At 44.9% G+C, this 22,131-nt stretch carries 16 protein-coding genes and 1 other RNA gene; 9 read left to right on the forward strand and 8 right to left on the reverse strand.

The annotated features are described in order from the left end of the window. Positions 1-59: 59 nt before the first annotated feature. Positions 60-1,244: a proline dehydrogenase family protein gene (locus VK541_RS24360; protein ID WP_324373217.1), complete on the reverse strand. Its 1,185-nt coding sequence runs from the start codon at positions 1,242-1,244 to the stop codon at positions 60-62. Positions 1,245-1,340: 96 nt separating this feature from the next. On the opposite strand from VK541_RS24360, the gene VK541_RS24365 reads away from it, so the two are divergent. From VK541_RS24365 to aroC, 6 genes are all read left to right on the forward strand, one after another. Then, positions 1,341-1,547, forward strand: a complete 207-nt coding sequence (locus tag VK541_RS24365; protein WP_324373218.1) for an RNA-binding S4 domain-containing protein — start codon at positions 1,341-1,343, stop codon at positions 1,545-1,547. Continuing rightward, positions 1,547-2,611 carry a 3-dehydroquinate synthase gene (aroB, locus tag VK541_RS24370; protein ID WP_324373219.1) on the forward strand — a complete coding sequence of 355 codons (1,065 nt, stop codon included), beginning with the start codon at positions 1,547-1,549 and terminating at the stop codon, positions 2,609-2,611. The genes VK541_RS24365 and aroB overlap by 1 nt, the downstream gene beginning before the upstream one ends. A 315-nt stretch (positions 2,612-2,926) precedes the next feature. Beyond that, a complete protein-coding gene (locus tag VK541_RS24375; protein WP_324373220.1) occupies positions 2,927-3,760 on the forward strand; it encodes a prephenate dehydratase in 834 nt (277 codons plus the stop codon). Between the two features lie 55 nt (positions 3,761-3,815). Further along, the gene (locus tag VK541_RS24380; protein ID WP_324373221.1) at positions 3,816-4,955 is read left to right on the forward strand and encodes a chorismate mutase; all 1,140 of its coding nucleotides are present in this window, start codon (positions 3,816-3,818) and stop codon (positions 4,953-4,955) included. 2 nt (positions 4,956-4,957) lie between these two features. Next, positions 4,958-6,211 carry a 3-phosphoshikimate 1-carboxyvinyltransferase gene (locus VK541_RS24385; protein ID WP_324373222.1) on the forward strand — a complete coding sequence of 418 codons (1,254 nt, stop codon included), beginning with the start codon at positions 4,958-4,960 and terminating at the stop codon, positions 6,209-6,211. Positions 6,212-6,240: 29 nt separating this feature from the next. After that, positions 6,241-7,332, forward strand: coding sequence for a chorismate synthase (aroC, locus tag VK541_RS24390; RefSeq protein ID WP_324373223.1), 1,092 nt, complete (start codon positions 6,241-6,243; stop codon positions 7,330-7,332). A gap of 19 nt (positions 7,333-7,351) precedes the next feature. Here aroC and VK541_RS24395 read toward each other — a convergent pair whose 3' ends face one another. Then, entirely contained in the window at positions 7,352-9,775 is a 2,424-nt protein-coding gene (locus VK541_RS24395; RefSeq protein WP_324373224.1) for an alpha-ketoacid dehydrogenase subunit alpha/beta, read from the reverse strand. Between the two features lie 132 nt (positions 9,776-9,907). On the opposite strand from VK541_RS24395, the gene VK541_RS24400 reads away from it, so the two are divergent. The 3 genes from VK541_RS24400 (at position 9,908) to ssrA (ending at position 11,959) form a co-directional block, all read left to right on the forward strand. Next, positions 9,908-10,297 carry a DUF1573 domain-containing protein gene (locus VK541_RS24400; RefSeq protein ID WP_324373225.1) on the forward strand — a complete coding sequence of 130 codons (390 nt, stop codon included), beginning with the start codon at positions 9,908-9,910 and terminating at the stop codon, positions 10,295-10,297. Positions 10,298-10,361: 64 nt separating this feature from the next. Beyond that, positions 10,362-11,564, forward strand: coding sequence for a pyridoxal phosphate-dependent aminotransferase (locus VK541_RS24405; RefSeq protein ID WP_324373226.1), 1,203 nt, complete (start codon positions 10,362-10,364; stop codon positions 11,562-11,564). Between the two features lie 29 nt (positions 11,565-11,593). Continuing rightward, positions 11,594-11,959, forward strand: a transfer-messenger RNA (tmRNA) gene (ssrA, locus tag VK541_RS24410). A gap of 13 nt (positions 11,960-11,972) precedes the next feature. Here the strand turns inward: ssrA and VK541_RS24415 are convergent. The 6 genes from VK541_RS24415 to VK541_RS24440 all read right to left on the reverse strand — a co-directional run bounded on the left by VK541_RS24415 (position 11,973) and on the right by VK541_RS24440 (position 22,106). Further along, positions 11,973-12,851, reverse strand: a complete 879-nt coding sequence (locus tag VK541_RS24415; protein ID WP_324373227.1) for a glycerophosphodiester phosphodiesterase family protein — start codon at positions 12,849-12,851, stop codon at positions 11,973-11,975. Between the two features lie 123 nt (positions 12,852-12,974). Next, a complete protein-coding gene (locus VK541_RS24420) occupies positions 12,975-14,774 on the reverse strand; it encodes a metallophosphoesterase family protein (RefSeq protein ID WP_324373228.1) in 1,800 nt (599 codons plus the stop codon). A gap of 37 nt (positions 14,775-14,811) precedes the next feature. Further along, a complete protein-coding gene (locus VK541_RS24425) occupies positions 14,812-16,533 on the reverse strand; it encodes a SusD/RagB family nutrient-binding outer membrane lipoprotein (protein WP_324373229.1) in 1,722 nt (573 codons plus the stop codon). Between the two features lie 18 nt (positions 16,534-16,551). Further along, positions 16,552-20,226: a SusC/RagA family TonB-linked outer membrane protein gene (locus tag VK541_RS24430; protein WP_324373231.1), complete on the reverse strand. Its 3,675-nt coding sequence runs from the start codon at positions 20,224-20,226 to the stop codon at positions 16,552-16,554. Positions 20,227-20,456: 230 nt separating this feature from the next. After that, a complete protein-coding gene (locus tag VK541_RS24435; protein WP_324373232.1) occupies positions 20,457-21,431 on the reverse strand; it encodes a FecR family protein in 975 nt (324 codons plus the stop codon). A gap of 60 nt (positions 21,432-21,491) precedes the next feature. Further along, on the reverse strand, positions 21,492-22,106 hold the full coding sequence (locus tag VK541_RS24440; RefSeq protein ID WP_324373233.1) for a sigma-70 family RNA polymerase sigma factor: 615 nt from the start codon (positions 22,104-22,106) through the stop codon (positions 21,492-21,494). Between the last annotated feature and the right edge of the window lie 25 nt (positions 22,107-22,131).

Below are 22,131 nucleotides of genomic sequence, written 5' to 3' on the forward strand. Positions count from 1 at the left end.
TCATAAAAAACAGCTTTGCACAAGCTAAGGCTGTTTTTTATGATGCCTTTGGTTGCTCCTTAAAGCCTTCGGCGCTTTTTCTCTTTTATAATCAATCCGAGCTCCCTGCTCGTTGCACCGGCAATGGAGGTATTTTCTTGCGCTCTTCTGAAAAGATAAGGCATAACAGCTTTAATAGGACCATAAGGCACATATTTAGCCACATTATAGCCTGCGTCCGATAAATTGAAACTTAAATTATCACTCATACCCAGCAACTGGGCAAAATAAACATGCGGATGATTGTGGCTGATGTTATGCTCATCCAAAAGCCGGGCAAGAATCCGGCAGCTTTCTTCATTGTGTGTACCGCAAACAAAAGCAATTTCATTAATGTGAGCTATGCAATAATTTAAAGATTCATCGTAATCCCGGTCAGACGCCGCCTTATCAGGTTGTATCGGCGAGGGATAATCCATTTCTTCTGCTCTTTTCCTTTCCTTTTCCATGTAGGCACCGCGCACCATTTTCACCCCTAAAATATATCCCGTGGCTTTAGCGATCAGATGGTCTGCTTTCAGATCTGCCAGCTTATCATGGCGGTACATCTGGTAAGTGTTGTAAACAATAATGCTTTTTTGATTAAATAAACGCATCATGTCCATTGCCAGCTGGTCAATGGTGTCCTGGATCCAGCTTTCTTCGGCATCAATCATAACAGGCACATTTTTATGAAACGCTGTTCTGCAGATCTTCTCGCAGCGCTGCTTCACTTTTTCAAACTCACGCTGTTCAGTTTCAGAAAGTTCATTTTTTGCGTCCAGTTTTTCCAGTAAACCAAAGCGGCCAATTCCTGTGACTTTAAATACCGTAATGGGTATGCGCTTATCCCCAGCGGCCCTTTCAATGGTCCTGATGATCTCTTCACAGGTAAAATCAAAAACTGATTCTTCATCTTCCCCCTCCACAGAATAGTCCAGAATAGTCCCTACATGACCTGAGGCCAGCTGCGCTACAGTGTTTTCGCATTCAGCGATGGTCTCTCCACCGCAAAAATGTTTGAAAATAGTTGCCTTGATGATTCCTTTAACAGGAAGACCGGCATTTAAAAAGAAATTGGTAATGGGCGGGCCGATTTTAGTCAGAAAATTACTGCTAATGATCTTAAAGAGCCAATAAGCTGAATTAAGCTCGGTGTTGGATTGGTTGCGGAATGCAACTTCTGTATCATCAAAATTCAACGATTTCTTGGGGGATAGTTCCATTTATGAATGTCAGTTAGTCAATTCGATGGCAAAAATATGAATTCCAATGCTATGGGTGGTAAAACACTTTATAAATAATTGTAAGTTTGCCCTATCATGATACAATTTAAACTGGAAGGCGAATTCATTCCCCTGATTCAATTGCTCAAAGCAACTGCCCTTGTACAAAGCGGTGGTGAAGCCCAAACCGTTGTAGAAGACGGTCTTGTCAAATATAATGGAAAAGTAGACTACCGCAAGCGGCTTAAGGTACGCGTAGGGGATGTAATTGATTTTATGGGCCAGAAAATAACTGTAATTTAATGAACAAACTAGACAGCGCCGGACACACCATTCATTTTGAATCACAGCTCGCACCATTAACAGAAATCTTAACGTCAGAGAAGTACAGCAAAATTTTTGTATTTGCTGACGGTCATACCTCTGAACTTTGCCTTCCCTTATTTCAGGAAATGCTTGGAGATTATACGGGCTTTGACCTGATTGAGACGGATCCGGGAGAGGAAAATAAAAATATAGACTTTTGTATCGGCATCTGGAAAACATTACTGGATTTTGGCGCAGACCGCAAGTGCTTAATGATCAATCTGGGTGGAGGCGTGATCACAGACATGGGCGGTTTTGTAGCTTCTACTTACAAACGCGGAATCGATTTTATCAACATCCCCACTACCCTGCTCTCACAGGTTGATGCATCCGTAGGCGGTAAAACAGGGATCGATGTAGACAATGTAAAAAACATGGTAGGTACTTTTACGCTGCCGCAAGCGGTCTTTATCGAGACTTCCTTTTTGAAAACTCTTCCAAAACGCGAATTGCTGTCCGGATTTGCAGAAATGATTAAGCACGGGCTGATCGCAGACAGCTCCTATTATGAAGATCTTAAAAAATCCGATTATGAAGAGATCACTGCTCCTGCCATTTATCGTTCTGTAGAGATCAAAAATAAAGTTGTCACTGAAGATCCGCACGAAAAAGGCCTGCGCAAGATCTTAAATTATGGCCATACCATAGGTCATGCAATAGAAACCTATTCCCTGATCAATGATAAAAAGCCATTGACCCATGGAGAAGCCATCGCCATTGGGATGATCTGTGAAGGGTACTTGTCGGCCGGCAACAACACGCTGACTCAAGCGGAACTCACCGACATCAGCACTTATATTTTGGCGCTTTATCCGGACTATCACATTAAAAAAGAAAGTTTCGGACAATTGATGGAGTTCATGCAAAGCGACAAGAAAAACGAAAACGGGCAGATCATGTTTTCATTGCTTAGCAAAATCGGCGCCTGTGATTTTAACTGCAGGGTCTCTGCAGCAGCTATTTTGGAGAGTTTGGATTACTATAACAGTTTGCCTAAATAGGTATAAGTGTTAAAATTCTGAAGTTCAGCAACAAAACCTGAGAAACAGTAAATAATTTTTTTTAAATAAGTATTGACAAATTAAATTTTGTTAGTACATTTGGCGAAACAAAAAGAAACAATAGGTTCTAAATGAAAAATATCACTACATATTGGTTTGGTTACTTCTACTACTTTAGTAAGAGCCGGGACTAATATGCAATGATATCAACAAGATAAATGTATACGAAAGTCCCGGCCAAACGCCGGGACTTTTTTATTAAGCACAAAAAACAAAGCAATACCGTCCGGCAAAGGGCAAAGCATTAATAAGAAAATGAAAAAACCAACAAGAGTAGCAATTCAGGGTATCAAAGCGTCTTTCCATGAAGAAGCTGCCTTCAAGTTCTTTGGGAACGACATTCAGACCGTTGAATGCAGTTCTTTTAAACAAACTTGTGAGGTACTGGAAAACAAGGAAGCTGACTATGTCATCATGGCTATAGAAAATTCTATTGCCGGCAGCCTGTTGCCCAATTACACCTTAATAAGAGAATACAACTTTGCAGTTGTTGGTGAAGTTTACCTTGCTATTCAATTGCACTTAATGGCTCTACCCGGTGTAAAATTTAAGGATATAAAATTTGCAACCTCCCATCCTATTGCGCTTCGTCAGTGTGTTGATTTTTTTTACGACTTCCCTCATATCCAGGTAATCGAAGGCAGTGATACAGCAGCCTGCGCCAAAAAGATCAAAGAAGAACAGCTTACGGACACAGTCGCCATAGCAAATACACTTGCTGCCGAACTATATGGTCTGAACATTATTGAACGAAGGATAGAGTCCAACAAAAAGAATTTTACCCGTTTTCTGATCCTTAAAGATGATAAATCCGAACAAGTGAAAGAGATTAACAAAGCGTCGATCTGCTTCCAGGTAAGCAATCACGTGGGTGCGTTATCTAAAGTACTGAACATATTTGCCGAACAGCAGGTGAACCTGACCAAGATCCAAAGCATGCCCGTACTCGGAAAAAGAAACGACTATTACTTTTACGTGGATGTGGAATGGAACAACATGGAAGGCTACGACAAAGCTGTACGTCAGGCATTAAAATACACCGTGAACTTTAACATTATGGGTGAATACAAAAAGAACGATAAAGTATAGTTCTCCCGTCGGCCCGCTTAAATAAAATATTAACACATTATCAAACCCCAAAAAAATGAAATTACAATTGAACATCCAGCCATTAAACACCTGGCTAAACATTAAAAACGAGCCATTGATCATCTCTGGTCCCTGCAGTGCTGAAACAGAAGAACAACTGCTGACCACAGCTCATTTGCTGGCCGCGACAGGAAAAGTATCTGTATTGAGAGCTGGTATCTGGAAACCACGTACCCGTCCGGGAGAATTTGAAGGTATTGGAAGCATCGGACTGGAATGGCTGAAAAGAGCTAAAGCAGAAACAGGCTTACCAACTGCCGTTGAAGTTGCGAATGCAAAACATGTAGAGGAAGCTTTGGCTGCCGGCGTAGATATCTTATGGATTGGCGCGCGTTCTACAGTTAACCCGTTTACAGTTCAGGAAATCGCTGATGCCTTAAAAGGCGTAGACATTCCGGTATTGGTAAAAAACCCGGTTAACCCGGATCTGCAATTATGGGCAGGTGCATTGGAGCGTATCAACCGTGCTGGTATTACCAAGTTAGGTGCCATTCACCGCGGTTTCTCTTCGTTCGAGAAAAGCTCATTCCGTAACGAACCCATGTGGGAACTTGCGATCCAGTTGAAAACATTATTACCTGACCTTCCAATCATCAATGATCCAAGTCATATCTGCGGTAACCGCGAACTGATCCCTTACATTTCTCAAAAAGCATTGGATTTAGATATGCAAGGATTAATGATCGAGTCACATGTAGATCCTTCTGTTGCCTGGACAGACGCTAAACAACAGCTTACTCCTGCTGCCCTTGGTGAACTTGCAGAACGTTTAACGGTTCGTGAACCAGAATCTAAAAACGAAGCTTTCGTTGATCAGCTTGCAGATTTGCGTAAGCAGATTGACAAAATAGATGATATTTTATTGCAGAAATTAGGTGAGCGCATGGCTATTGTTGGTAAAATTGGTGAATTTAAACGTGACAACCAGGTAACTATCTTACAAGTAAACCGCTGGGATGCGATTATTAAAAAAGGAATCTCATTTGCAAAAGCGTTGAACCTGGATGTAAACTTCACTGAAAAATTCCTGGAGCTTGTTCATGGTGAATCTATCCGTAAACAAACTGAGATCATGAACGCGGGCAAAGCCGAACAGGGTATTGCAGCAGAAGCACATACAGAAGTTAAATCTTAACAATGAGCAAAAATGCGCTTGTTTCCTTTACCGGAAACAAACATATCAATACAGAAATAACACTTACGGGGTCCAAAAGCGAGTGTAACAGGGCACTAATTATCAGTTCACTTAGTAAGGGGTTGGTGAAAGTTGACAATGTGTCCAACGCGGCAGATACGGTTACCCTGAATGGTATTTTAAACAATATCTCGCATGACAGCCCACATCAGCAAACAGTTGATGTAGGGCCTGCGGGAACTGCAATGCGTTTTTTAACTGCGTATCTTTCTGCACTGCCCGGAAAATTCTTTTTAACCGGAACTGAACGAATGAAGCAGCGTCCAATAGGCATTTTAGCTGAAGCGCTCAAAGCCATTGGCGCTGACCTGTCCTACGCCCAGCAGGAAGGATATCCTCCTTTGCTGATCAACGGGCCTCTGCAGCAAAGCACAGACACAGTTAAGATCAAAGGCGATGTGAGCAGCCAGTACCTCTCGGCGCTGTTGATGATCGCTCCAACTCTTCAACAAGGATTAACATTGCAAATTGAGGGGGAACTTACCTCTCTTCCCTATGTAAAGATGACCCTGGATATGCTGGAAGAGGCAGGAATTTCACACAGCTGGAATGACAGCAGCATCACCATCAAGCCTCAGCCTTTTAAACCTGCTGTGCTTACGGTAGAGCCGGACTGGAGCGCCGCCTCTTATTGGTACAGTATTGCTGCACTCCTGGACAACGGACAGATCAGCCTTCCGTACCTAAAAGGCAAAAGCCTGCAGGGCGACAGCCGGATACGTGAGATCATGGTGGCTTTTGGTGTCCGGACCAGTAAAACTGATAATGGAATCGCTGTTACATCAACCGAACAGAATTTCAGCGATGAAATACTGGACCTGAAAGATTGCCCTGATCTGGCACAGACGATCATTGTATGTGCAGCCGCATTAAAGAAAAATCTCGCCTTTACGGGCCTGGAGACGCTCAAGATCAAGGAGACAGACCGTATCCTTGCATTACAAAATGAACTGGGCAAAATTGGGGTAACGCTCACGGAAAACAATCTTATTTATACCTTAAATTGCGATGGACTTAATTTCCCTGACCGGGTAAGTTTCAAAACTTATGAAGATCACAGGATGGCCATGGCATTTGCTCCGTTGAGCCTGCTCATCAAAGAAATTGTACTTGAAGATATGGATGTCGTAGAAAAGTCTTATCCGGATTTCTGGAAGGACTTGCAAAAGGCAGAATTTACAGTTAAAGAAGTTTAATCAGATCAGTAAACGTTAATACTATTAAAATGGCAGGTAATACATTCGGACAAATATTTCGCATCACTACATTTGGTGAATCACATGGAGTCGCAATTGGCGTAATCCTGGATGGCTGTCCTGCACAATTGCCAATTGACCTGGATTTCATTCAGTCAGAACTGGACAAACGCAAACCCGGACAATCAAAAATCACTACCCAGCGTAAAGAAAGTGATGTCGTACAAATCCTGTCCGGGACATTTGACGGCAAAAGCACAGGTACTCCTATAGCTATGCTAATTCCCAATGAAGACCAGCGCAGCAAAGACTACAGCCACAATACCGATGTCTACAGACCTTCCCATGCCGATTATACATATGATGCCAAATATGGCATCCGTGATCACCGCGGAGGTGGCCGCTCTTCCGCAAGAGAGACCGCAGCAAGAGTAGCCGCAGGTGCGATTGCCAAGTTATTTTTAAAGCATCATGGCGTCGAGATCTTTGCCCATGTTTCTTCCGTTGGAAAAATACAAGCCCCGAATCTGGAAGGCAATGACATCAGCGAATTGCTGGCTGTGCGCGAGGACAATATTGTTCGCTGCGCGGATCCCGCCACTGCAAACCAAATGATTGAGTTTATAGACGGCATAAGGAAAGATGGAGACACTGTAGGCGGAAAGATCAACTGCATCGTCAAAAACTGTCCTGTTGGTCTTGGTGATCCTGTGTTTGATAAATTGCATGCCGACCTGGGCAAAGCCATGCTAAGCATCAACGCGGTACATGGATTTGAATATGGTTCAGGATTCATGGGAAGTGAAATGAAGGGATCTGAACACAATGACATCTTCCTGGCCAGTCAGACGGGAACACCAAAAACATTAACAAATTTTTCAGGGGGAATTCAGGGGGGAATCTCCAATGGTATGGAGATCAACTTTACCGTAGCATTTAAACCTGTTGCGACGATCATGCACAATCAGCAAACCATAAACGCCGCTGGAGAGGCTGCAGAGATAAAAGGTAAAGGCCGTCACGATCCATGTGTAGTGCCAAGAGCGGTGGTCATCGTAGAAGCCATGGCTGCTTTGGTCCTTGCAGATCATCTGCTGAGAAACAAAACAAGCAGGTTATAACCTGCTTGTTTTGTTTTATCTAAAATATCGCCGGATACTTACCAGGATTACTCTCATTCATCATATTGTAAACCACTTCTATTACATCATCAGCAGAAGGCTTACTAAAATAATCACCGTCTGATCCATAAGGCGGCCTGTGCGCTTTGGCAGTCAATGTCCTTGGCTGACCGTCCAGGTGGTAATATCCATTTTGTTCCTCCAGTATCTGCAGCAAAATGAAAGCAGCCCCGCCTCCGGGAACGTCTTCATCCACCACCAGCAGTTTATTGGTTTTTGACAGTGACAAGGCACAGATCTGCGCTTTATCAAAAGGCAAAAGCGTTTGCGGATCTATGATCTCAACCGATATGCCGAGCAGCGCGAGTTCTTCGGCTGCTTCTTCCACGATCCTCAAGGTCGAACCGTAAGATATCACAGTGATATCTGTGCCTTCTTTGATAACCTCAGCTTTTCCTAAGGCCACAGTATATTCGCCAATGTTTTCCGGCAGCTTTTCTTTCAATCTGTAGCCGTTTAAACATTCAATCAGTAAAGCAGGTTCATCAGACCTGAACAATGTATTGTACATTCCCGCAGCCTGTGTCATGTTGCGCGGAACACAAATGTGAAGTCCCCTCAAAGAACCGAGTATCATAGACATCGGCGAACCAGAATGCCAGACACCCTCCAGTCGGTGTCCTCTGGTTCTGATGATCAGCGGGGCTTTTTGGCCTGCCTTAGTCCGATACGACAAACTAGCCAGATCATCACTAAGTACATTTAACGCAAAGATCAAATAGTCGAGATATTGTATTTCAGCTATGGGCTTCAAACCACGCAGGGCCAGTCCAATTCCCTGACCAATAATGGTCATCTCTCTGATGCCGGTATCGGTAATCCTGAGCTCACCATATTTAGCCTGCAAACCTGCAAAACCCTGGTTTACGTCTCCAATAGCCCCAAGATCTTCGCCAAATGCCACCAATCGCTTATCACGGGCAAAATTAGCATCAAAACAGGCATTTAATATTTCCCGTCCGTCGACCATCCGGCTTTCTTCATTATATACAGCAGGGACCTGAGCGACCAGAAAAGGACTCTCGTTGCCATCAGTAAATAATTTGGAATGATACTTATCCTCAATGAGGTCAGCCTGGGCAGCATACCATTGCAGCAAGGTATCCCTTTCAGGGGATGGACTGTTAACCGTAAGGCGCAATGTTTTTCTCACAGACGAGATGACCTCCTTACGGAATGCATCCGGTGTCGACGATAACAGGGAAGATATCTTCCTGATTCCAGGGTTCCGGTCGGCGAGGGTATTGATCATTTCCACAACCAGGTCCTTTTCACCTTTAATCGTTGCTAAAAATTCATTCCATGCTTCTTTTTGTGTATCCCGGACAAATATCTTTGCCGAACTTTCCAGTTCTTCGATTTCCTCTTCGGTAGCGATAGCAGATTCAATCATCCATTTACGCATCTGAATGATACAATCGTATTCTTTCTCCCAGTCGAGCCGCGACTGTTCCTTATAGCGTTCATGCGATCCCGAAGTGGAATGTCCCTGAGGCTGGGTTACTTCGGTCACATGGATCAGTACCGGGACATGCTCAGCTCTGCAAACATCAATGGCACGCTGATAAGTTTCACACAAGGCCGGATAATCCCAGCCCCTAACCTTATAGATCTCATAACCGGGCGCATTTTCGTCTCTTTGAAGGCCTTTTAGTATCTCAGAAATGTCTTCTTTTGTGGTCTGATATTTTGCAGGGACAGATATTCCGTAACCATCATCCCAAACCGACATGGCCATGGGAATCTGCAGAACTCCCGCAGCATTGATCGCTTCGAAGAACACTCCTTCCGATGTAGAAGCATTACCAATGGTACCAAAGGCAACCTCATTCCCCTTTACCGAGAAATTCTTTAAATATTCCAGCTCAGGGTTCAGTCTGTATAATTTAGACGCATAGGCCAAACCTACCAGTCTGGCCATCTGTCCGCCGGTCGGGGCAATATCCGCCGAACTGTTCTTAATTTCAGTCAGGTCTTTCCAGCTTCCGTCCTCATTGATCGAACGGGTGGCAAAGTGGCAGTTCATCTGTCTTCCTGCCGATGCCGGATCAGCCTCAATGCTTGGATTGGCATACAACTGCGCAAAAAATTCTTTTAGTGTACAAATACCGGTGGCGAATGCGAAGGTCTGATCCCTGTAATAGCCGGAGCGCCAGTCGCCGTTTTTAAAAGCTTTTGCCATAGCAATCTGCGGCAGCTCTTTACCATCCCCAAAAATACCAAACTTGGCCTTACCCGTCAACACCTCTTTTCGACCTAATAAGCTGGCTTGCCTGCTTTCATAAGCGATCTTATAATCATTAATAACAATGGTTTTGAAATCATCAAAACTTAATTCTGAGGCATCGATTGGATTAGTGGTGAGTTTTATATCTGGCATCATAAGCAAATCGGTATGCGGCAAAGATACATAAAATCTAAAGTATGACTCAACTGTGTGCGGTAATTTTATATGTTGGAATACTTTTTGAATTATCACATAAAACATTAAATTTGTTTTATAAACTCACATAACATGAAAAAGCTAATACTGCTATTTACATTAATTTTAGGAATAAGTGTTGCAGCAAATGCTCAGGCTAAACCCGCTGAATTTAAGTTTGACAAGGAAACCTTCGACTTTGGAATGATTGCTGCCAACAAACCAGCAGTTGTCGATTTTAAGTTTACCAACACCGGAGATGAGCCTCTGATCATTAGCAAGGTGGAGACTTCCTGCGGATGTACCGTTCCTGAATACACTCAAACACCTGTAAAAAAAGGCGGATCAGGTATTATTAAGGTTACATACAACCCAACAAGCACATTGCCTTTTAACAAATCTATTACCATCCTCTCTAATGCGAAAACCACTACAAAAGTGCTTTACATTAAAGGAAACGTTCCGCCGACAGCAACCAAATAGATTCACACTAAGATATTTTTTAAAAAAAACCTCGTTAATCAACGAGGTTTTTTACTTTTGTTCCATGCTAACTATTTCAGAGAAAGGGATTCAGATGCCTGCATCCCCGATAAGAAAACTAACCCCTTACGCTGACAAAGCCAAAGCAGAGGGCAAAAAAGTTTACCATCTTAATATCGGACAGCCAGACATAGCTACTCCGGAAGGCATGCTCAATGCCATAAAGAACATCGATTTTAATGTTTGGGCATACACGGCCTCAGAAGGTACGCTCAGTTACAGAACCAAACTTACAGAGTACTACAATAAACTGGGCTACAACATCAGTCCCGAAGATATACTCGTCACTGTTGGAGGCTCAGAAGCCATAACTATTGCGATGCAAACCTGTATAAACGAAGGAGACGAGGTCATCATTCCCGAACCTTTTTATGCCAACTACAATGGTTTTGCCTGTATGAGCAATGTAGTTGTAAAACCTATATTGTCTTACATAGAGAACGGCTTTGCCTTACCTCCAATCGCAGAATTTGAGAAACTGATCACGCCAAAAACAAAAGCCATTCTGATTTGCAGTCCGAACAACCCAACAGGATATTTGTACTCGAGGGCAGAAATGGAAGCATTAAAAGTATTGTGCGTGAAATACGATCTGTTCCTGATGGCAGACGAAGCCTACCGGGAGTTCTGCTATGATGGCAGGGAATTTGTCTCTCCAATGCACCTGAGCGGCCTTGACGAACACGTAGTCCTGCTTGATACGGTATCGAAGCGTTACAGTGCCTGCGGAGCCAGACTTGGCTGTATCATCACTAAGAATAAAGCAGTGATCCAGGCAGCACTAAAGTTTGCCCAGACCAGGTTAAGTCCGGGTATGGTGGAACAAATAGCAGGTACTGCAGCCGTTGACACTCCTGACAGTTACTTTGAAGCCGTAAACAAGGAATATACCCTGCGCAGGGACACACTGGTCAAAAGACTCAACAACATAGACGGCGTTTTTTGTCCGAACCCGGGAGGAGCTTTTTATATCGTGGCCAAACTGCCGATAGACGACTCAGACAAATTCTGTCAATGGATACTGGAACACTTTAACCACGAAGGCGCCACTGTCATGATGGCACCCGCAACAGGATTTTACTCGACAAAAGGATCCGGAAAAAATGAAGTAAGGATGGCCTATGTACTTAATACAGAGGCTTTAAACAGGGCTATGGACTGCCTTGAACATGCTTTAAAGCAATATCCGGGCAGAACTCTGGCATAATTTTAGTACTTTTGTAATTACTAACAAATGGGGCCGTCTTGGATTTGACAGGGTGGAGCTAAGTATGTTAGCATGCAGTGCGTTGTACGGAGAGCACTTAAAAGAGAACGTTCACACTATAATTGGCGAAAATAACTACGCCTTAGCTGCTTAATTTAGAATTAAATAGCTTTTGTCCCTCTGGCTGCTGCGATGTTAGGTCAGAATATGGGGCATCGAAATAACAACGCTGGCAATTGTAAGGTACGGTACAATTGCGAGATAAAGTACCTAAGGTGAACGGCTAGGTCGGCTTCCAGCCCGCCAGATCCCGACAATTGATTGGAAGATAAGCATGTAGAAGGCATAATTTATCACACAACTGGACAAGGGTTCGAAACCCTTCGGCTCCACATTAGGGAGGATTTTTTAAATCCTCCCTTTTTTCTTGCCCAAATAATAGCGGTTTTTACTTTGCAGGTACTTCATAAGTAAAGCGGGGTAATCCGTCTGCACCATATTCGCACCATTCATCAGTAATTCCCCATAGGCTTCCAGGTCACCAGCTGCCGCTCTTTTGTCTATCACTCCCAAAGCATTGATCCAGACACGTCCGCCATTCTTTTTTATTTTGCTGGTTACTTCCAAAGTATTGTGGGAAGGGTCTATATGTATAGCTTCTGTTTTGGTTATAGCAAAAAGGGAATCGATGTCTGCCGCCTTGTGTGTTCTTACCAGTGTTCTTATACTGGGATTTTTCTCTTTTACCATTTTGGCATAAACAGGACGACCTAAAAAGAACATGGTATTACCTACTGTTTGGGTCCTATCAACCACTTTCATGATTTCGGCAATTTTATTTGTTTTAATATCAAGGTCTACCAATATCTTTCCCTTGGCCAAGTTCAGCGCTTCTTCCAAGGTAGGAACCTGTTGATCTGTAAGCTGGCCATTGAATTTCAGACGCAGCCTTCTTACTTCTTCAAAAGTAAGATCAGACACTTTACCTTTACCATTTGTTGTTCTGTCTACTGAACCATCGTGCATGACCACCAAAGAATCATCTTTCGTATGGCGGACATCCAGTTCAATAATATCAATACCCAATTCGATCCCTTTTCTAAACGCTGCCATAGAATTTTCTGGAAATTCGTTATGAGTACCGCGGTGGGAGGCGATCATTACTATCTTTGAATCGGGAGACAGGAATGCCTTTTCAATCTCCTTAAAACGTGTTGTTTCCTGTGCCCAGGCTGTGGCCATAGCTGCTGTTTGCAATAATGCTACGAATAAAACTTTTTTAAACATGCGATTGTATTTTAAAATGATAAAATGGAGGGATCCTGTTACCTGCATTTCAGAAAAACAGTGTGAGTAGGGTGCAGCACCTTGCTCACACTGTCCAACTAATTAATGGAGATGATGCAAAAACTATTGTGGTTTCACAATTTGAAATTTGTCGATAACCTCTCCGTCGCTACTTTTCGACAGAAAATCAAGTTTATTACCGTTTATTTCAATGATCTGATACTGCCCTCCTTTAAATGAATAAGTTACGTTATATTTAGACGACGGTACTCTTTCGCTCTCATTTCCCTTCACTACCATTGATGCAACATAAACAGTCCCCTTTCCGGGTGTGTTCACTACTTCGTCGCCGAATATTGGATACGAGCGAAAATATTGGTGGATGTGCCCCGATAATACCAGATCTATACCGTACTTATCGAACAGAGGTCCCCACCATGCACGAAGCTGCGGAGAGTAGCGGTCGTTATGATACGGCGGAAAGTGCATCATGACTATTTTCCATTTCTCGGTTGCATTTTTCATCTCCTGGTCGAGCCAGCATTTAATTTTCTCGGCATTTCCTCCGGTAACATCGATTACAATAAAACGTGCGTCTCCGTAAGTGAACGAATAATTGCGTTCGGGGATCAGGCCGCAGCCGGAATTTTGGGGCAGCCTGAAAAGTTGCGTATAGAGTTCCGGGGGAAGTCCGTCCTGGCTGTCGTGATTACCCAACACAGGCATATATGGAACCCTTGCAAACATATCCTTACCCAGGTAAAATTGTCTGTCCCATTCATTACGGAACAAACCTGTGTTGACATGATCACCGGTATGGGTTAAGAATGCCGCATCCGGACAGTCTTTGAGGGCCTGTTCCAAAGTAGGTTTTACGATATCGGCATTGTGGGTGTCGCCAATGTAAATAAATTTAAACGGTGTCTCTTTCTTAGCCGGAGCGGTTGTAAATGTATACATTTCGCTGCTTGTGCCTTGTTGTTTGCTGACCACTTTGTAATCATACTTCGTACCCGGGGTTAATCCGGTAAGGTTGAGGCCCCAATGATTGATCTCCATGTGATTGCTGATGTAAACGTCTTTAAGGCGAAGCGCCGTTCCGGCCGCTTCTTGTGCACCACTTTCAGAAGCACCGTGCTTCCAGTAACGGACATAGCCGTCGGTTACGGTCGTATCGGTTCGCCATTGCACTGCCTGAGTGGTGGTATTGTCACCCTCCCAGGACAACACGACTTCGTCGGGAGTCGTAGACGATGGGTGCATTGTCGGGCGAAAACTCTTCACCACGCTGGCTTCCCGGGCACGACCACGGATGGTGGTAAACAGGGTGTGTCCCTCCAATTCGTCGGGCATCTCCTTTATGGTCAGGCTAGGCCAGTCGTTATATGTATATGCGCCCTTTTTCATTTTAATAATGGGAAACTTATTAGGGTAGACATCAGTAATGTTCAACTTTGAGCCTTTCTCTACAGGCCCGATCGTAACAAAATAGACTACTCTATCGAGGTCGAAGCCATTGATTCCCAGGTTTATTTTCCCTGCCGGAAATTGTTTTTGCCACACATCATAGTCGAAACTACCATTACTAACGGTTTTTCCTGTGTTTCTAAAACCACTTTCTTCCAGCCAAAATGGGACTGTTTTCTGCCCTTTGAACCGCATTACCGATACGATTGCAGGCTTATCGACAGTGAATAGCCAACCATTATTGGCAAAAACATGCCTTTCTTCCTTTGTGATAAAGTTCATCACAAACTTATCGTCCAAACTATCAAAACGTTCATTGGGCTCCTGTTTGATGAGACGCTTCAATACTTGGTCTCTTACTTCGGTAATGGGTACGAAGTCTACCTTCTGTTTTTGGGCGGCGCAAGCCGAGGAGAGCAGTATCAAAACTGCGAAATAACGAAAAAAAGTATTCATTTCAATTCTAATTTATTATAACATTATAAAATATATTTTACCAGGGCTTGCTGGTACCTTGCAACAGCCACATTTTTGCCCATGCACTGTTCTTTTTCATTACAGGAAACGCTTCGTTGTCGGGTTCCTCAAGAGAATAACGTGTATCTTCAAAATTCGACAATGCCCCTCTTAATTTTTCAGCATTGGTCGTCTCTTCATTTGTAGGGTAATACAGTCTGATAGGTATTACTTCTTGTTTAGCGCCTTGACCAACGGTTTCAAATGCGGGATACCCTGTTCTTCTCCAGTCGAACCACGCTTCGCAGGTGGCGCTCCAGCTGGCAACCCATTTTTGTGTAATGATCTGTTCCAGGGTGCCGGCAAATGCCGCGCCGGGTTGGGCAATATAAGTGGCGTAACCATTGGCTACACCCCAGGTTTCAAAAGATGTCCTAATCGCATCGTTATAATGAGATGAAGCATTGCCACCCCATCCTTTCAGCGCGATCTCGGCAAGGTCGAAGTGAACCTCAGCAGCAGACAACATTCTCGATTTCAACAACTCATGGGAAGCCAGTTTGTAAATATCATTAAGCATCGAACAGTGTGGGTTCGGCCTTCCCTGATACGTTACCGGGCTCACATTATAGGCGAACAGTGAAAGGGTTGTCCAGTTGGGGGGCATCCCGATAAAATCGAGATTATAGTTAACAGGCTCATCGTATTTTTCAACGTAATCATCCGCAACTCCCTTGCCGATCACGCGACATCTTACCGTTGTTGTCTCTCCATTGATCGTGAAGACAACATCTTCGACATTGTCGTAGGTGTCGCTTTTGCTTTCGTCAAGATGCAAGGGCAACTCGACTCTGTTTGCCCATACGCCCAACCTGGGGTCGTTATGCTGCCGCATCTCTTCTACCAACGTAGAACACATTTTTCTTCTGTGATAATCGGAACTCAGATCGGTATTTCCAACAATGTTAGTAGGCCATGAACTCGACGGATTGTTTCCGGGATATGCAAAAGCGGCTTCGTCCGCAACTTCCAAAATAAGGGGATATTTGGCAGGGTCTCCCAAGATCCTACCTATATTCGCCTGAGCGAATGAAGACTCTTTTTCCGAAAGCCTCAAATTATACCTTATCGACAACGAGTTGGCAAACTTACGCCATTTGGATACGTTGCCGGCGTAGAGGATATCCTGGCCGTTAGCGATCGTGTTATATTCGCTCTGGTTTTTTGACAGCAGGGTGTTTGCCTGGTCGAGGTAATTGAGTATGCCCTTGTAAATATCGAATTGCGAATCGTACTTGGGGCTCATTATTCCCTCGTCGTTCCTAAGCGCCTCAGAAAAAGGAGCATCGCCCCACAAATCGGCAATATAGCCGAAATTGTAGGCCATCATGATCAGGGCTGTCCCTCTGAAAAAGTCATTGTTCGCTTCTTCAGCCTTGTGCAACATTTCTTTGGAATCGCTGAGGTTTTGGTATAGACTTAGCCAAACTCCATTATGGCTGGAACTTTGCCATGCAAAATCGTTATGACCACCAGACCAGCCGTCTTTTTGAGTCTGTTGCATCACGCCTGAAATATCGCCAAATCCCAAATTTGTGACCGCGCTGCCGCTTCTACTTATCACCGTCGGTAATAATTGGCTGGGATTCGCTATCGATGGGTCAATTCCGTTGGGGTCGATGTTCATTTCATCGAGGTCTTTGCAGGATGCCAGAAAAAGACCCATTAAAAACAATAATATTATGCCGTATACTTTCATTGTCAACCTTGTAAAATGTTAAAAAGTAAAGTTTAATTTTATGCCCATCGGCATTACCCAGGGTTCGATGTTGAACTCCTCCGTCCCCTGTCTCATCTGGATACCTCTTCTGCCGTCGCCCTCGGTAGTGGGCACGAACGCTCTTTCGGGGTCTATGTTCACCTTGGCCTTTGTCCAAAGCATAATGTTACGGCTGTAAGCGGAGATAGCCAACCCTTTGATCTTCAATTTCTCCAAATATCTCGACGGGATATTATACGTCAGGGATACTTCCCGGAGTTTGATAAAATCGGCAGGAAGTATGCTTGCCTGTGGGAAACTCCATGAGGTATCAAATTGCCTGAAAGTACCCCATTTTGTTTCAGCTCCTTGGCCCAGGTGTTCAACATACCTGATAAAATTACCGTCTGCATCTCTTTCTTCCAATACACCCGGAGCGAAAGATCCATCCCATGCAATGCCGTCGGGAGCGTGGTATCCGCCCATATCACGAGTGGGGCCTCCCACATATCTGAGCAGACCATCATCCGTAAATAAGTGGTGATTGGTTTTCAGCCAGTCGCTGAGTTCCTTGCCGGTGCGACCTCCGGCATCTATAATTTCTTTTTCGTAAGCGCGGGGAGATGCGCCGTTATTTCTTATACGACGCTCGGTATCCGAAAAGAATTCGCCGCCGTATCTCCAGTCGAGCGTAAAGTTCAACGCAAAGTTTTTGTACGATAAGACAGAATTGGCGCCGAGTATGAAATCGGGATTGAAATTCCCCGATTTATAATTGGCGACCTCTCTCGACACACTCTGCCAGCGACCCTCAGCGTTAAGGATCGGATATCCATAATATTCAGATGTTGGGTCGGTTACCCTCACCTCCTTTGGGGAATAAATGTTTCCGATCTCCTCTCCAACGTTAACCCACGATGCAGAGCCCTGCGAAGCTTCGTTCCAAATCGGTAATCTTGTAATTCCGGGGGCAAGTTCTTTAAGTACCGCACGGGTTCTTGTCATATTAACGTTGATATCCCACTTCCAGCCAGCTGTTTTGATGGGCGTACCTCCGAGGGTAAACTCCCATCCTTTGCTCTGCACCAGACCCATATTGAGTGTTGTGGTACTGTAACCGCTCGAACTGGGAATAGGCTGATTTTGTACGATCTGGTGTTCGTTATTCACCACGAAATAGGTGCCTTCAAATCTCAGACGGTTCTGGAAAAATCCAAAATCCGTTCCGAATTCTCTTGAGGTCGACAATTCCGGTTGCAGGTTGGGTACAAGCATAGTGCCCGATTTGCCATACCGCGTTGTGGTACCCCATGGTTCAAGCGCATTGTACGTTGAAAGCAATTGGTAAGGTGAAGTATCGTTACCCACCTGCGCCCAACCGCCTCTCAGTTTAATCGAGGATGCCCGGGGATCTAATTTGAACACCTGATCGACCAGTAAACTCAAGGACGCCGAAGGATAAAAATAGGACCTGTTGTTCTTGGGGAGCGTACTGCTCCAGTCATTACGCGCAGTCAGATCCAGATACACCATATCTTTCCAACCCAGGTTGGCGAACGCATACAGGCTCTGGATGGCTTTTTGCGACCAGGCACTGTTATACAATAGGTTGTCAGGCGCGATATTTTTGATGGTAAACACATTCGGAGAGATCAATCCTCTGCCGGAAATCGACGAATTGGATATGTTGGTACCCTTGGTATACATCTCGTTACCTCCTGCCGAAAGCGTATAAGCGAAATCACCCACACGATCGTTCCATTTGATCAAAAAATCGGTATTGCGCTCATAGTTTGTAATATTGCCCAGGCCATAAGCACCGTTATTGGGTTCACCAGAGTAGCCTTTCGGGATTTTGGTTTCGCGCCGTTCAGAAAAATTATCCATAGTCATACGCACCATGGCACTCAATTTTGGTAGAATTTGATACTCTGCCATCATATTGCCATAAATGCGGTCACGGCGGAAAGCATTTTTGACCTCATATGCCAGAAAATAGGGATTATCCCATCCCTCATAGAGACGAACAATCTCCTGGCCTTCTTTACCCGTAACCCAGTAGTTTTCGAATTCTTTGATGTCGAGATTATTAGGCATTTGCATTGCATATTGCAATACATTGGTGCCACGGTTTCCTGCCGGTCTGTTGTCCGCCCAGCTTTGCGTGTAGTTGATATTCGTCGAGAAAGTGAAATTTTTCCCTCCTTTGAATTGTCCGGCTGCAGAGAAGTTATTTCTGTTCAGGTCGGTACCGGGAATAATTCCCTGGTTGGTCATGTTGGTAGCACCCACGCGGTAGTTCATCCTTTCGTTTCCATTGCTAAGCGATAAGGAGTTCGTACTGGTTAAACCCGTATTCACAAAATTCCTGAAGTTATCCGGATGGCCGACCACCTCGGTCGGGAGAAGGGGTTCATTAGCGTATTCAGGTCTGCGCCACTGGGTGGCGAAAATGCCTTTATCCAAAGGTATTCCCATTCCGGTAGTAACAGTTGCCGGTAGGTCCAGGATCGTACCCTCGGGGACATCGTCGGGAGTGATCGATCGACTTCCCGGGGCAAATAAATCTTGCTTCCTGTAAAATTTGTACGGAACGTCGAATACGGTGCTGCTGCTGAGATCCACCCGAAGTCCTTTTGCATTCTTCCCCGATTTAGTGGTAACCACCACAACGCCGCTACCGGCGCGTGAACCATACAGGGCAGCTGCGCTCGGCCCCTTCAGTATCGTCATACTTTCAATATCTTCCGGGTTCAGGTCGGAAATGGCATTACCGTAGTCAACCGCGTTTCCCGATCCGAATTGACCGACATTATTCAATGTACTTGTCACGGGAATACCATCGATCACAAACAGCGGCTGATTATCTCCGGCGAGGGAAGTTCCTCCCCTGATCACCATACTTACGGAAGAACCCGTGGGACCGGTCTGGTTGATCGTTACGCCCGATACCTTTCCGGAAAGTGCGTTCAGTACATTCTCCTGAGGCACTTTTACCAATTCGTCGCCAGTAACTTTCCCGACGGAATAGCCAAGCGATTTTTCCTGTCGTGAGATACCCAGGGCAGTTACCACCACTTCATTCAATGCATCCAAAGACTCCCGCAAAACAAAATTCGCAGTCACGGTACTGCCTTCCCCCACTTTGATGCCTTGTTTAGTTTGCCGTTGGTAGGAGACGTAGTTCACCTCCATGGAATATATGCCGGGTTGCAAACTAATGGTAAAATACCCTTTTCCATCCGTGCTGAAACTGCGGTTAAGCTCCACAATCCGGATATTGGCTCCGGGGAGGGGTTCACCTCGTTCATCAGTGATTCGGCCGACAAGGCGGCCAGGTTGCTGCTTTCGTTTTAAAATGACAAACCCCTTGGTTTCTTCATACATCACGTCAGTATGATCCAGCAGGTACGCCAGCACCTCTTCCACTGTGGCCTTTTCCAGCGTCCGATCGGCTATCCGGATCTGGTCAAGCCCCAGTTGCTGGGCATTATAGGCAAACCGCACGTTCTGCCTCTCCAATTGCTGGATAGCCGTCAAGGCATTGTCTCCTTCCAAACGGATATTCACTTTATTTCGAAACTGCGCCGTTGCCTCTCTTGCAGAGAGCACCTCCGTCATCAGTATCGTTATAAAAACCGCTAATGTGGATATTTTCATTACTTGTTTTAAATACAGTAGTAAATTATTCATTGATTTCTTTTTCCATTGAAACTACTTCCAAAGGACTAAAGACGGACATACCCTGCCAATAAGCTAGCTACAAGCTGCTTGTTTATTGCCAAGACTGTCTTATCTTTGCGATGGAAATAGTAGTTGTTTAACTTAATTGCTATTCAAGGCCAGTGATGCGCTCCCAAACGTTTACTGGTCCAAATCCTTACCGGTATGGCGATGCTGTCGCCTGCCGGTTATTTTATTCCTTAGCGTATCGTAATCGTATTTCCCTCCTTTCTGTATTGATTATCATGAACTTCACAAATCACCCTGATCAGGTTGTCGATGGGGACATCCCGACTGAGCTGAATGCTATAGCGCTGTTTGGCAATTGCATTACTACCGGCCAGAAGCCGTATTCCATGAGAATGGTGCAATACCACCGCTAGCTCATCGAACGATGCCTGCCGGAGATACGTCTTACCAACCATCCATCCGTTGCTGTTTTCAGTTGCTGCCTGTTGAATATCGGCTGTTTGCGTTGCTTTGCTATAGGTCAATTCGTCTCCGTGATGCAATATCCTCAATACAAGGCTGTCTCCCTGCGACACTTCCACACGCCCGGTCAATACGGACACCTGCATTTCATCCAGTTCCGCATATGCTTTCACGTTGAAGGACGTGCCCAACACGCGCGTACTAAGGGTACCTGTGCGAACTATAAAAGGTCTATCGGCATCAGGTGTTACGTCAAAAAAAGCTTCCCCTTCTTCCAGCATTACCTCCCGGCTATCGGCTTGGCCAAACGGGATATAGAACCCCAGTTTACTTCCCACATTCAACCATACCGTTGTGCTATCCGGCAATTGCACTTTTTTTAGTGTCCCTTGTTTGGCGGTTACCGTTACCCATTGTCTGTTTTTCCGTGGCTGCGATGCGCCATCCCATCGCGCCAAAAACCAAACACCGGTTCCTATAACGATCATGGCCATGGCTGCCGCGGCAATTCCCGGCAGCAAAGACCAACGTATTGAACTCGCGGGCCCTGCTTCATCCTTGGACAGCCGATGTTGGATGCCAGCATGCAACTCATTCCGTAGGGCTTTTTTCTGCCGCAGGTCTTTTTCCGGAAACGCTTCGCCGAATGATGCATACCAATCGTCTACCAATTTGGTTTCCCTCGAAGAAGCCGTTCTTTCACGGTACTTCCGTAATAATTCCTTAAATAAATATGGTTGCACGTATTTCGTCTTTTACACTGATACGTCGGCCGGAAGGGCTGGATTTACTTCTACAATAAGTTACTTATTTGTTAACAAATCGTGAACTATCTGAAGGAGGGCAATCAAAATGGGTATTGCGCCATCATGAAACCGATGAGGCAGGTTTTTGCGCAGGCGCTTGGACGCTTCGGTGAGTAAGTTGCTCACCGTTTGTTCGGCAAGGTTCAGGCTTTTTGCAATATCCGGGGTGCTGAGATTGTCCAGTTTCAACAGGAACGACTTGCGCATGTTATCCGGCATTTTTTCCAACTCGTCTTCAAGGATATCTTCTACTTCCTGATAGGACAGCACACCATTTGGCTGCTGAAAAAAAATATCTATCTGCCCGAGAACATGGGTAAACACCCGCTGCTTGACCTGCTCGGACTGGAAGTAGTCAATCAACCGGTTTTTCAGCGCACCCGTGAGGTATTGTGAAACGCCTGTGCGAATGATGATATCCTTTCGTCGTTCCCAAAAGCTAACAAAGATATCCTGCACGATGTCTTTGGCCACCGCTTCATCCTTGGTACGGTTCCATGCGATGGCATAAAGCTTCTCCCAATGCATGAGGTACAGCCGATCGAATAATTTCCTGTCGTCCTGTTGCCGGACGGCTTCCCACCACTTAAGTTCCAGCATCTGATCCATCATGCGAGCTAATTGCTTTGGCAAAGGT

Source organism: Pedobacter sp. (genome assembly GCF_035317785.1).
In the GTDB taxonomy this organism is placed as follows: Bacteria; Bacteroidota; Bacteroidia; order Sphingobacteriales; family Sphingobacteriaceae; genus Pedobacter.